The following is a 12,927-nucleotide window of genomic DNA, read 5'->3' on the forward strand; positions in this document are numbered from 1 at the left end:
AAAACACTTTATATAAGCCATTTTTATCTATAAATATCCCGCCAAAATACAAATCCATAAAATGTGCGGCTCCTGAAATCACAACGGAGCGTTACGCACTTTTATCATGCTAACCGGCTATAAGTTCGAATCCATCCGGGCACTGCGCAGTGAAAATGTGATTGCCTGGGAGGTATTGTCTACGGCAAAGTCCCACGTCAATCTTGAAGATTACTTTGGCTCGATGCCCGCGACGCAGCGTAAAGCACACTTCTTTGCGCAGCTTCGTCATGCCATGTTTTGCAAGGATGGCGACAAGTATTATCTCAATGCGACATCGGATTTACTGCTGGAAACGGACTTCCTCGACAGGCTAAAAGAAGAGACACCCTGCCCGGAGAGACTTGCTATCGAGGTCACCGATCTCCATACGATGGTCCAGCTCAAGGATACGCAAAGCCTGGCACTGCGGAAATGCATCGCGACGCTCCATCAGTGGGGGATAGAAGTGTGGGCAGACGATGTCTGCGAAGACCTTCTTCCCGATCTTCTGACCAGCCAGATCCGCTTCTGCGGCATCAAAATTGACAAACATACCTTCTGGAACGGGCGGATCGAGCAGGCAAAGTTTCTGCATCTCACCCGCCAGTGCAAGCGCGTCGCCAGCAAGGTGCTGATCGAAGGCATCGAAACCGCGGGTGATTTCGCGCTGGCCCGCGCCAGCGCGGCCGATTACGGCCAGGGCTATCTGTGGGGTAGAAAATGACCCCTTTCATTCCGAATGCTGGTTATCAGGTTATCGTTCTGAGCGGGAATACGTTTTTATGGCTTGGCCTCACTTCGATGATCTCGACGGCCGTTACCCCTCGCCCGGAGATGTATTGGATCCATGACGTTAATCCTGAAGGGCTTTTGCACCTGCAGGAACGGCTGCTTAATACACACGCTGGAGAGAACTGGCTGGTATTTACGGATGCCGCGCGGGTCTGCGACGTTCACGCCTGCCTGCGCAACGAACGGGTCCGAGTGGTCGCGGACAACCTCTCGTTTGCGCAGCTAAGCCACTGTTTTAGCGACACGACATTCGCCATCAAAAACGCCGCCACGCTCTCGCATCAGGAGAGGCGGGTTTGCATGTTGCTCCATAAAGGATTTAGTCCGGTTCGCATCGCAAAAATCATGAATAAGTCCCCTAAAACGATCTACACCCACAAGCGTAACGCGATGAACAAATTTTGTTGTCACAGCCTGGCGGAATTCCATCGAAAACTCTGCCTGCTGGACGCTCAGTCATTCGCTTTGTAATTGCACTGTTACTCACGTCAGGAAATAAGATCATGAAAATTATTCCCACCCTTGTAAGTTGTTCCGTTCTCCTGCTTCCTGCTGCTGCGATCGCCGCAGACAGTACCGCAAGCGCGACGATGCACGTATCACTTGAGGTCGTGAAGTCGTGCACCCTTAAAGCCAACGACCTAAACTTCTCGCGTCACGGCTCCGATGAGTCGAGCGAAATCCAGGCCAAAACGCAGGTCGATATCGTCTGTACCAACGGCACGCCTTTCACCCTCACAGCCACCAGCAACGACGGCGAAAACGGTACCTTCTGGCTGAAGCCGGAAAACGGCGAAACGGGCGCGCAGAAGATTGCGTGGAAACTCTTTGCCGACGAAGGCAAACAGACGCAAATCACCGACACGAATGGCCTGGACGATACCGGCAACGGTGCGGAACAGGAGGAAACGCTGTATGGCGTCATTGACGCCGGGGCGCTGACAACCGCCCAGGCAGGTACCTACAGCGACGATATCACGTTAAAACTGGAGTACTGATCGTGCGTCGCTACCTTCCCTGCTTCATTCTGTGGCTCATGATGCTGGCGTTGCTGTCGCGCTACGCGCTGGCCGCCACGCTTCAGGTGGCCCCGGTAACGGTCGACCTGCAGAGCAATCAGCGGGCAGCGGCGGTCTATCTCACTAATAGTGGGAAAGCGGCCATCCATGCGCAGATTCGGGTGTACGAATGGACGCAAAAAAACGGTAAAGATGTTCTGGTGGCCACCGGGGAGGTGGTCAGCAGCCCGGCGATGACATCACTGGCGCCGGGCCAGCAGCAGCTGGTGCGCATTATCGTCATGCAGCCTGGCGTCCGTGCACAGGAGCAAAGTTACCGGCTGGTCATTGACGAGCTGCCGGACGCCACGTCCCGTGCCGCCAATCCCAACGCGGTGCACTTCCTGCTGCGCTACTCGATTCCGGTGTTTATTGCCGGGAACCAGGACGCGCCAGCCAGCCACGATGCACTGAGCTGTGAGCAGGCAGAAATGCCGGCTACCCTCCGCTGTTTTAACGCCGGAAACCGCCACATCCGTCTGAGCCACCTTGAGGCCCTGACGGCCGATGGGCAGGTTGTAGGGTCGATTAAAGGCCTGGCGGGCTATGTGCTCCCGGGACAAACCACCCTTTTACCGCTTAAGCAGGCTTCACGACACGCGCTCAGCACGCTGCGCGTCTACCTCAATGATGACCACCATGCAAGCCAGATACCCCTGCGCCCGCTCGCTTCTCGCGCTCCTGTTTTGGGTACCGCTCATGCTGTCAGCCCGGACTGAACCCGCCGACACCGTGCAATGGCTGGCGATTACCGTGAACCACGCTCCGCGAGGAGAGCTTTGGGCCTGCCGGGTGGTGGATAATGCGCTATGGATAAGCCGCAGCGACATGAAAAAGCTGGGGCTTCACGCCCCGGACGATGGCGCCGGGTGGGTTGAACTGACGTCCCTGCCGGGCCTGAAGGTCAATCTCGACGTGCTGTCCCAGCAGGTGTCGATTACCGCAGAGGCAGAGGCGTTCGAGGGCCAGCAGCATCTGACCGTCACAAAGCCCACGCCGCTGTTTCGCTATCCTGATGCGCAGCCCGTCAACGCTTACACGCTCGGATACGCGCTCTACGCCAGCGACGCGCAGGGGAAACGCCAGCTTAATGCCCAGACCATACTGACCGCGTCCGGAGGGCTACCCGGAACGTTCAGCAGCAGTTTTTCAAGCCATGCCGGGGAGGAAAACAGCGCCGGTCGACCGACCCACACGCGTCTCGAAACCCGCTGGCAGTGGGATAACACCGACTCGCTGACCACTCTGGCGCTGGGCGATAGCATCACCACCGGCACCCGCTGGAGCCGGCAGGTGCGCTTTGGCGGGCTACACTGGGCGCGTAATTTTGAACTCAATCCCCAGCTCAATACCGAACCGCGCAGCCGCTACAGCGACACCGCCGTACTGCCTTCCACGGTCGATCTGTATATCGACGGTCTTAAGCAGAGCAGCCAGCGCGTCACGCCGGGAGACTTTCTGCTGGATACCCTGCCCTCCTTCACCGGAAGCGGGCAGGCGGAGGTGGTCATTACCGATATCAACGGCCAGCGTCGCGCCGTACAGCTCGATCTCTACGGCGCGCCGGGCATGCTGGCGGAAGGGCTCAGCAGCGGCTCGCTGGACATCGGCTGGATGCGGGAAAACTACGCCCTGCATTCCGACGACTATGCCGCCTCGCCGCTGCTGGACGCGGGCTGGCGCTATGGGGTTAATAATCACCTGACGCTGGCACTGCATACGGAGCAGCAGCGCAGGCTGCGCAACGTGGGCACGGGCACTGACTGGCTGGTCTCTCCCGCCGTAGGGGTGGTCAGCCAGCACGTTGCCGTGAGCGACAGCCCTTACGGCCAGGGCGTTCAGTGGGGCCTCGGCTGGCAGTGGAGCGGCAGAGGAACGGGCATTTCAGCCAGCACCGTCCGTACCGGGGCGGATTTCGCCGACAACGCCCGCATGAGCGGTGCTGCGCCCGTCAGACGCAGCGACAGCGTTTGGGTAAGCCACTCCGTCCCCCACTTCGGCACCGTGGGCGCGGGCTGGGTACAGCAAAACATTCAGGGCAGCACACAGCGCTACCTCAACGCCTCCTGGTCGCTGTCGCTGCCGGCACACATCTCCACCACGCTGAGCTATACCCGCTCGTTTACGGATTCATCGAGTCACGTTCAGCTGCTGTTTTCCGTCCCATTGGGTCGCGAGGACACGCTCTCCGTCCAGGCCAGCCGGGATAAACCGCGCATGGATTACCGCCACCAGCCGGACGATGAGGCCGGCGGCTGGTCATGGGAGCTGGGCCAGGGCTTTGGCGAACGACGTGAAAGATATGCGGACGTAGGCTATCTGGGCCGAGCGGGTGAATGGCACGTTGGGCTGCAGCAAAGTGCTCACCAGGGCAACCAGTACGCCTCAGCCGAAGGTAGCCTGACGCTGCTGGACGGCAGCCTGCACGCGCTGCGCTATATCCAGCAGGGCATGGCGCTGGTGTCCACGCACGGCATTGGGCACGTACCGGTGATGCTGGAAAACCGCCCGGCCGGTGAAACGGATAAGAACGGTTATCTCCTGCTGACCGACCTGCCGCGTTACCACAACAGCAAAATCAGCATTAACCCACTCGATTTGCCTGCCGACGTGATCGCACCCGTCACCGACATGCACGCCAGACCGGGCAACAGCAGCGCGGTAAAAGTCGATTTTAACGTCCATCACGCCGTCACGGTTCAGGCCCGGCTGGTCGACAGCCGCCGCAAGCCGCTCCCGCTGGGCAGCCTAGTTTCAACGCCGCAGGGCGCCACGATCGTGGGACGCGACGGCTTTATCTGGCTTGAAGATCCGCCCCTGCCGGGTGAACTGGTGGTGAAGACCGGTGAGGGAGAGTGCCGGGTCACGCTTCCGGCGCCGCGTACCGCGTCATCAATACAGAATATCGGAGAACAACTGTGTCATTAAGGGCGCCATTATTATTGCTGCTCGTCCTGTCCGTGAAGGCGATGGCGGCAGCCTGCTGGATAACCTCCACGCCCGCCATTAACTTTGGCAACGTCGTGGCGGGCAATACAACCTCCGTCAACACCGAGGTCAAATTTAGCTGCCAGGCCGACCAGGTCGACAACGAGGGCAGGATGGAATATATCAACGTCTGCCTGAGCAGCGTTGATGCACCGCCCTTTGAGATGATCTCGCAGGGGGATCAGGAGGGGAAACAGTACACCCTCCTCTTCCGCCTGCTTAACGGCGCAGCGCGCTCTCAGGAGCTGGGGCCTGCCAGCAACGGGAACCTGATCCAGCAGACCCTTGCCGCGAAAAGCAATGCCAACGTCAGCGGTATCTTTCCGCTTATCGCTACCATTCCGGCAGGGCAAAGCCAGCTCCCGGCATACCACTATTACAACTACAACATGAATCTGCGCATCGCCTGGCACAGCGCGGTGCGTCAGGATGCGCTGCAAAACTGCTCGGACGGTTCTGCTGAGGGAGAGCAGGTGCAGGGCGGCACCAGCGCGCAGGCCGAAATCAGCCAGGGATGCTACATCGAGCGCGTGACGCCGCTTAACTTCGGCACCCTGACCAGCACCGCTACCCTGCGCCCGACGCGATCCACCGCCACCGTCACCACGCGCTGTCCGGCCGGAATCGCGTTCACCCTTGCCATGGGCAATGGCAACCATGCCAGCGGTAGTCAGCGGCAGCTCTGTAACAGCGAGGGCCAGTGCCTGCGCTACGGGCTCTGGCAGGATGAGGCGGCCACGCAACGCTGGGGGGATCAAAGCAGCGGTGATGCGCTGCAGGTCACCAACCCTGCAGGCGGCACCCAGAACTACACCGTTTACGGCGAAGTCCCGGCACAGCCGCTAACCGGTACCGGGGAATTTATTGATGACGTGATTATCACGCTGACTTATTAAACCACCCAAAATCCTGTCTGGATCAATGTTATCGGTAACAGTGGCGTTAAAATAGCCAGCAGTGCTGCCCGGAAGGCGTAAGCCTTCTCTTTTTATTCGTTATCTCTGTTTTTATTACAAGAACTTATGAAATACCTGCTTGCTGACGCCATCGTCTATAACGACGAGGACGGTTCTGTTTCTCTTATCAATGCGCCGGATGAAGATGCGCAGCTCCTCACCTGTACGGCCAATACCATCCTGAGGCTGCTGGTTCAGCATCATGGGAACGTGGTCGAACGGGAAACCTTTCTTCAGGAAGTCTGGGATCGGCGAGGGCTCCAGGGGTCTAACAACTCCTTAAACCAGTACATCAGCATTCTGCGCAAAATGCTGGCGACTTTGCTTCCCGACGAGCTCTTTATCGTTACCGTACCGAAAACAGGCTTTATGCTCAGCGCAGACGTCACGGTCACCCCGCTTGAGGAGGCCCCGCCGACCGCGGAAACGGCGAAACCGGCAAGGCGCGTTCGCCCGGAATGGCTGTTCTGCGGCGCGCTCACGCTGGTCGTCGTTGCGCTATGCCTCTGGATCGCGCTCATCAAGCCAGAAAATTCACAAAGGGAGATCCATCTGCTGACGCATATCGGCACCTGTCCGGTCTACACCTTTACGCCGCTGGCGGACGTTTTTCACGGGAAGGCGATTACGCTCGCGCAAACGCTTCAAAAGGACGGCCATCTTCCGTGCCTGAAAAATTCGATTTTCTACATGCACATTCAGAGAACGCTTTTCTACGGCCACGAAGGGCGGCTGGTGCTCTCTCAGTGTTCCCTCACGCGGGGTAAAGCCAGCGCCTGTCGTACGCTTTACTATTACGAGTGGTGATATGAGACACAAAAAAGTTTGGCTAATCCTGATCCTGAACCTGCTGCTGCTGGGCTCCGCGCTGGCCTGGTACTTCCACACGCCCCCGCTCTCGGTAGCCTGCGATGGAAACCTGACCTTCTCCGACAGGCGCGACAGCCACGATTTCACCTTTGACGGTGAGATCATTATGCGTTTTCATCCCGACAAAACGGGATACATCACGCTAAACGGCAGCGTGGTGAATGCCCCGCGCAGCTGGGAGGTTTCCCGCCAGGAGATGTTTAAATGGCGTCACGTGGAGGGCGAACTGTATGAGATCGCTATTCAAAAAGTGGAGCGTTTTAGCCACGATGCCATGCCGCCAGGAGTCTTTGAAAAGTACGTCGCGGGCCTGACGCTGGGCAATAAAAGGCTCCTGACGATAGAGCGCACGCCGGAAGACGCGCTGGTGATCAGCAATTTTTACTCGCCGGTGCTGATCTGCTCGGAATAATGTCGACGGGTCAGGCTATACTTCCCGCCATGAATATTCGCATTCGCCCCACTACCCCTCACGACATTATCGCCCTGCCCGCCATTGAACGCGCGGCGGGCGAGCGCTTTCGTGAAAGCCCGGATCTCGCCTGGCTTGCCGACGGCGAGGTCATTTCCGCTGCGCAGCACCTTGAGTATGTCGAACGTGGGCTAAGCTGGCTGGCGCTGGCGAACGACCAGCCCGTCGGGTTTATCCTTGCCGAGGCCCATCCTTCATCACTGTTTATTGTCGAACTCTCGGTTGATCTGGACTGGCAGGGAAAAGGGATCGGCAGGCAGCTCATCGCCTGCGTGGCAGACCATGCGCGTAAAAGAGGGCTGACAGCGCTGACGTTGACGACGTTCAGGGACGTACCGTGGAATGCGCCGTTCTATGCGCGGCTGGGGTTTGAAAAAATGACGACGCTGACGCCTGAACTGCGTCAGAAAAGGGAAGAAGAGGCAGCGCACGGTTTCGCCTTTGAAACGCGCTGCGCCATGCGCCTGCCTCTGTAATATCGCCCGGTGGCGCTTCGCTTACCGGGCCTACAAAACCCTGAACCGTAGGCCGGGTAAGGCGCAGCCGCCACCCGGCACAACGCACCGAGTTAGAACGTTTCCCAGTTATCGCCTGAATCGGCCGTCGCGGTTTTACGCGCCATCACCGGCGTGGAAACCGCTTTAGCCGCAGCGAACTCGCGCGCTTTCATCTGCTCCTGCTGAATTCGGAACACCGCCACGGCCTGAGTCAGACGGCTCGCCTGCTCTTCAAGAGCGGCCGCCGCTGCGGCAGATTCCTCAACCAGCGAGGCGTTCTGCTGGGTCACGCGATCCATCTCAGCTACCGCCAGACCCACCTGGTCGATACCGCGGCTCTGCTCGTCAGACGCAGAGGCGATTTCACCCATGATGTCCGTTACGCGGGTCACCGCGTTCACGATCTCACCCATGGTTTCACCGGCGCTTTCTACCAGCGTTGAGCCCACTTCCACGCGGCCCACGGAGTCTTCAATCAGGCTCTTGATCTCGCGAGCCGCCTGGGCGCTGCGCTGGGCCAGGTTACGTACTTCACCTGCCACCACCGCAAAACCACGGCCCTGCTCGCCCGCACGCGCCGCTTCTACCGCCGCGTTCAGTGCCAGAATGTTGGTCTGGAAGGCGATGCCGTCGATCACGCTGATAATGTCGGCAATTTTCTGCGAACTGCCCGCGATATCACGCATGGTCTGCACCACGTTATCCACCACTTTGCCGCCTTTCTGCGCGGTTTCAGAGGCGCTCAGCGCAAGATGGCTCGCCTGACGGGCGTTTTCGGCGTTCTGCTTAACGGTCGCCGTCAGCTGCTCCATGCTGGCAGCGGTCTCTTCCAGGGAAGCGGCCTGCTGTTCAGTACGGGAAGAGAGGTCGTTATTGCCCATCGCAATTTCGCTCGCGCCGCTGTAGATCGCGTTCGCGCCGTTACGCACGTCGCCAACGGTACGCACCAGCTCACCCTGCATATGGCGCAGCGAGTCGGCCAGTTCACCCATCTCGTTGGTGCCCTGAACCTCAATGCGCTTCACCAGGTCGCCGCTGGCGATATGGCGAATGTTGTCGATCAGACGATTCAGCGGAGAGATCAGCGTCTGCTTGATGTTGAGCCAGACGGCCACGATCACCACCAGCACGGCAATCAGGACGCCGATCAGCACCCAGATAGCCTGGCTGAAGGAGCTGTTGCTGTCTTCGACCGCCGTCTGATACAGCTTGTCGTTCTGCTGCAGGTAGCTCACGTACTGCTTCTCAAAACCGTCCTGATAACTCTGGGTCGGCTGGTCGAAGAAGGCGTTGATTTTGCCGGCACCCAGCAGCTGAATCAGCTCCGCCAGCGCGCCGTGGTAAATATCATAGTTGCGCTTGATCTCCATGGCATCCGCATCGCTTTGACGCGGATCGCGCGGCAGGGCTTCGTAGGCAGCCCAGTTTTTTTCCGCCTGTTTCAGAGACGCAGACGCGATTTGCATCAAATCGTTAACGGTCGCGCCGCTGCCGATATTGCTCTGATCCATCATGTAGCGGATACCCGCACGGTTCAGGGTATTACGGGTTTGCAGCAACGCTACCCAGCTGGCGTTCAGCGTGGATTGTTGCTGGCGAATGGTTTGCAGGACGGTGAAATTCTCTTTGTCATTCTTAAGGGCATTAAAGAAAAGACCACCGGACGTGAGTTGTAAAAGGCCAAATATCGCTAAAACCAGCATTAAGCTGGTGACAATCTTGATACGGTTTAACATGTTTTCTCTTTCCTCAGACAGATACAGAATTTTCGGCCTGGAAAGGGAAAACTTTACGAAAATCATCCTGGAATTTGTGGTTTTTACTCTTCTTCCCGCGCTGCGTTATGCCGGTTTCCGAGTTCAATAAACTCTTCCAGCAGCGCCGTCAGCTGTTTCATCTTCTCCGGCGTGTATTCCGCCTCGATCTGCTGATACGCCTCTTCGACCTGCGCCTGGGCGTGTTCATACAGCGCATTCCCCTCTTTGGTTAGCGACACGTACAGCTTGCGCTGGTCGTTCACCGGCTTTAAGCGCAGCACCAGGCCGTCGCGCTCCATCCGAGTCAGAATGCCGGTCAGGCTCGGGCGCAGGATGCAGGTGCGAAACGCCAGATCGTGAAAATCCATCGACGGATGCTCAGCCAAAACGCGCACAATGCGCCACTGCTGCTCGGTCAGGTTATGGCGCTTCACGATCGGGCGGAAGTACGACATCGCCGCTTCCCGCGCCTGCAGCAGCGCGATGGTTAATGAATCATGCATAGCCTTTCCCCTTAACATCATTAACAAGTAAACAATCACTAAAAGATGTTTTTATAAACAACACGTTTTCCGTCAAAAAGTCTAACAGAAACCCAATAATTTTATTAACTCTATGATTTTACTATAAACAAATCACAGAATGTAAATTTATTGTTATTTCCATCACAAATCTTTCACTTCTGATTGCGAAATAAACAGCAAAAGCATAAAACCAGATCATTAACATATTAATGAAATCACAACCCGGACCGCCGGGGTGAGGAGTATATGAATGAAAGGTACCGTTTTTGCCGTCGCCCTCAACCATCAAAGCCAGCGTGAAGCCTGGCGTGAGGCCTTTGAAAAAGCGCCCTACAACACGCCGCCGAAAACGGCGGTGTGGTTTATCAAGCCGCATAACACAGTGATTCGTGCGGGCGAGCCGATCCCCTTCCCTCACGGGGAAACGGTGCTGAGCGGTGCGACGGTGGCACTGGTCGTGGGCAAAACCGCCAGCAAGGTGCGCGCGGAGGACGCCGCGGAGTACATCGCGGGATATGCGCTCGCCAACGAGGTGAGCCTGCCGGAAGAGAGCTTCTACCGCCCGGCCATCAAGGCCAAATGCCGGGACGGATTTTGCCCGCTCGGCGAACTTGTCGCCGTTGGTAACGTGGATAGCCTGACCATCATCACCGAGATCAACGGCCGCGAAGCGGATCACTGGAGCACGGCCGATCTTCAGCGTAACGCCGCCGAACTGCTGAGCGCCCTGAGCGAGTTCGCCACCCTCAATCCCGGCGATGCGATCCTGCTCGGCACCCCGCAAAGCCGCGTGGAGATCCGCCCGGGCGATCGCGTGCGTATTCTGGCAGAAGGCTTTCCGCCGCTGGAAAACCCGGTGGTGGATGAACGCGACGTCGCTATCACGCACAGCACGCCGCCGTACGCCACGCTGTTTGCCCTCGGTCTGAACTATGCCGATCACGCCAGCGAGCTGGACTTTAAGCCGCCGACCGAGCCGCTGGTATTTATCAAAGCGCCAAACACCTTCAACGGCGACGGCCAGACGTCGGTGCGCCCGAACAATATCGAATACATGCATTACGAAGCGGAGCTGGTGGTGGTCATCGGTAAAACCGCGCGTAAGGTCAGCGAAGCCGAGGCGATGGACTATGTTGCGGGCTATACGGTCTGCAACGACTACGCCATCCGCGACTACCTGGAAAACTACTACCGCCCGAACCTGCGGGTAAAAAGCCGCGACGGGCTGACGCCCATTTCCCCCCACATCGTGCCGAAAGCGGCAATTCCCGATCCGCACAACCTCGCCCTGCGCACCTTCGTTAACGGCGAGCTGCGCCAGGAAGGCACCACCGCCGATCTCATTTTCAGCATCCCGTACCTGATCGCGTACCTGAGCGATTTTATGACCCTGCAGCCTGGCGACATGATCGCCACCGGCACGCCGAAGGGGCTGTCCGACGTGGTGCCGGGCGATGAGGTGGTGGTGGAAGTGGAGGGCGTGGGACGCCTGGTGAACCGAATTGTCAGCGAGGAGACTGCAAAATGAAAAAGATTAACCACTGGATCAACGGTAAAAACGTTGCCGGAAGCGAGTACTTCCACACCACCAACCCGGCTTCCGGCGAGGTGCTGGCAGAAGTCGCCTCCGGCGGTGAAGCTGAAATTCACCAGGCCGTCGCCGCCGCCAAAGAGGCGTTCCCGAAATGGGCCAACCTGCCGATGAAGGAACGCGCGCGCCTGATGCGTCGTCTGGGCGACCTGATCGACCAGAACGTGCCCGAGATCGCCGCCATGGAAACCGCCGATACCGGCCTGCCGATCCACCAGACCAAAAACGTGCTGATTCCGCGCGCCTCGCACAACTTCGAGTTCTTCGCCGAGGTGTGCCAGCAGATGAACGGCAAAACCTACCCGGTCGACGACAAGATGCTCAACTACACCCTGGTGCAGCCGGTGGGCGTCTGCGCGCTGGTGTCGCCGTGGAACGTGCCTTTTATGACCGCCACCTGGAAGGTTGCGCCGTGCCTGGCACTCGGAAACACCGCGGTGCTGAAGATGTCTGAACTCTCCCCGCTGACCGCCGACCGTCTGGGCGAGCTGGCGCTGGAGGCGGGCATTCCGGCGGGCGTGCTCAACGTGGTGCAGGGCTACGGCGCGACGGCGGGCGACGCGCTGGTGCGCCATCACGACGTGCGCGCCGTCTCCTTCACCGGCGGCACCGCCACCGGGCGCAACATCATGAAAAACGCCGGGCTGAAGAAGTACTCCATGGAGCTGGGCGGCAAATCCCCGGTGCTAATTTTTGAAGACGCTGACATCGAGCGCGCGCTGGACGCCGCCCTGTTCACTATCTTCTCGATCAACGGCGAGCGCTGCACCGCGGGCTCGCGCATCTTCATCCAGCAGAGTATCTATCCGGAATTCGTGAAGCGATTTGCCGAGCGCGCCAACCGCCTGCGCGTAGGCGATCCGACCGATCCGAATACCCAGATTGGCGCGCTCATCAGCCAGCAGCACTGGGAGAAGGTTTCCGGCTACATCCGCCTCGGCATTGAAGAAGGGGCAACCCTGCTGGCAGGCGGCCCGGACAAACCGACCGACCTGCCTGCGCACCTGAAGGGCGGCAACTTCCTGCGACCAACCGTGCTGGCGGACGTCGACAACCGCATGCGCGTGGCGCAGGAAGAAATCTTCGGGCCGGTGGCCTGCCTGCTGCCGTTTAAGGACGAAGCGGAAGGGCTGCGCCTGGCCAACGACGTGGAGTACGGCCTGGCGTCATACATCTGGACCCAGGACGTCAGCAAGGTACTGCGCCTGGCACGGAATATCGAAGCGGGGATGGTGTTCGTCAACACCCAGAACGTGCGCGACCTGCGTCAGCCGTTTGGCGGCGTGAAGGCCTCCGGCACCGGCCGCGAGGGCGGGGAGTACAGCTTTGAAGTGTTCGCGGAGATGAAGAACGTCTGCATCTCCATGGGCGACCATCCGATTCCAAAGTGGGGGATCTGAC

At 58.7% G+C, this 12,927-nt stretch carries 13 protein-coding genes; 11 read left to right on the forward strand and 2 right to left on the reverse strand.

The window, feature by feature from the left end:
* The first annotated feature begins 106 nt into the window (after positions 1-106).
* The 9 genes from AC1VYI_RS21550 to AC1VYI_RS21590 all read left to right on the forward strand — a co-directional run bounded on the left by AC1VYI_RS21550 (position 107) and on the right by AC1VYI_RS21590 (position 7,633).
* Positions 107-745: an EAL domain-containing protein gene (locus AC1VYI_RS21550; protein WP_134866837.1), complete on the forward strand. Its 639-nt coding sequence runs from the start codon at positions 107-109 to the stop codon at positions 743-745.
* Positions 742-1,284, forward strand: coding sequence for a helix-turn-helix transcriptional regulator (locus AC1VYI_RS21555; RefSeq protein ID WP_134866838.1), 543 nt, complete (start codon positions 742-744; stop codon positions 1,282-1,284). The genes AC1VYI_RS21550 and AC1VYI_RS21555 overlap by 4 nt, the downstream gene beginning before the upstream one ends.
* A 32-nt stretch (positions 1,285-1,316) precedes the next feature.
* Positions 1,317-1,811, forward strand: coding sequence for a Csu type fimbrial protein (locus AC1VYI_RS21560; RefSeq protein ID WP_023310292.1), 495 nt, complete (start codon positions 1,317-1,319; stop codon positions 1,809-1,811).
* A 2-nt stretch (positions 1,812-1,813) separates the two neighbouring features.
* Positions 1,814-2,590 carry a fimbrial biogenesis chaperone gene (locus AC1VYI_RS21565; RefSeq protein WP_134866839.1) on the forward strand — a complete coding sequence of 259 codons (777 nt, stop codon included), beginning with the start codon at positions 1,814-1,816 and terminating at the stop codon, positions 2,588-2,590.
* The gene (locus AC1VYI_RS21570) at positions 2,511-4,799 is read left to right on the forward strand and encodes a fimbria/pilus outer membrane usher protein (protein WP_226483420.1); all 2,289 of its coding nucleotides are present in this window, start codon (positions 2,511-2,513) and stop codon (positions 4,797-4,799) included. Before AC1VYI_RS21565 ends, AC1VYI_RS21570 begins: the two co-directional genes overlap by 80 nt.
* Positions 4,800-4,813: 14 nt before the next feature.
* Positions 4,814-5,755, forward strand: a complete 942-nt coding sequence (locus AC1VYI_RS21575; protein WP_226483419.1) for a Csu type fimbrial protein — start codon at positions 4,814-4,816, stop codon at positions 5,753-5,755.
* Positions 5,756-5,881: 126 nt separating this feature from the next.
* Positions 5,882-6,622, forward strand: a complete 741-nt coding sequence (locus AC1VYI_RS21580; RefSeq protein WP_023310288.1) for a winged helix-turn-helix domain-containing protein — start codon at positions 5,882-5,884, stop codon at positions 6,620-6,622.
* A 1-nt stretch (position 6,623) separates the two neighbouring features.
* Positions 6,624-7,097 (forward strand): hypothetical protein, encoded by a 474-nt coding sequence (locus AC1VYI_RS21585; RefSeq protein ID WP_023310287.1) that lies wholly within the window; start codon positions 6,624-6,626, stop codon positions 7,095-7,097.
* Positions 7,098-7,126: 29 nt separating this feature from the next.
* Positions 7,127-7,633 carry a GNAT family N-acetyltransferase gene (locus tag AC1VYI_RS21590; protein ID WP_045355047.1) on the forward strand — a complete coding sequence of 169 codons (507 nt, stop codon included), beginning with the start codon at positions 7,127-7,129 and terminating at the stop codon, positions 7,631-7,633.
* 92 nt (positions 7,634-7,725) lie between these two features.
* Here the strand turns inward: AC1VYI_RS21590 and tsr are convergent, their stop codons facing one another.
* Positions 7,726-9,390 carry a methyl-accepting chemotaxis protein gene (tsr, locus tag AC1VYI_RS21595; protein WP_163354366.1) on the reverse strand — a complete coding sequence of 555 codons (1,665 nt, stop codon included), beginning with the start codon at positions 9,388-9,390 and terminating at the stop codon, positions 7,726-7,728.
* An 83-nt stretch (positions 9,391-9,473) separates the two neighbouring features.
* Entirely contained in the window at positions 9,474-9,914 is a 441-nt protein-coding gene (gene hpaR, locus AC1VYI_RS21600) for a homoprotocatechuate degradation operon regulator HpaR (protein WP_023334396.1), read from the reverse strand.
* Positions 9,915-10,185: 271 nt separating this feature from the next.
* On the opposite strand from hpaR, the gene hpaG reads away from it, so the two are divergent.
* Both hpaG and hpaE read left to right on the forward strand, forming a co-directional pair.
* Positions 10,186-11,463: a 4-hydroxyphenylacetate degradation bifunctional isomerase/decarboxylase gene (gene hpaG, locus AC1VYI_RS21605; RefSeq protein ID WP_134866840.1), complete on the forward strand. Its 1,278-nt coding sequence runs from the start codon at positions 10,186-10,188 to the stop codon at positions 11,461-11,463.
* On the forward strand, positions 11,460-12,926 hold the full coding sequence (hpaE, locus tag AC1VYI_RS21610) for a 5-carboxymethyl-2-hydroxymuconate semialdehyde dehydrogenase (RefSeq protein ID WP_045400869.1): 1,467 nt from the start codon (positions 11,460-11,462) through the stop codon (positions 12,924-12,926). Before hpaG ends, hpaE begins: the two co-directional genes overlap by 4 nt.
* Position 12,927: the final 1 nt, after the last annotated feature.

The sequence above is a fragment of the Enterobacter sp. QK-SA4 genome, assembly GCF_056856775.1.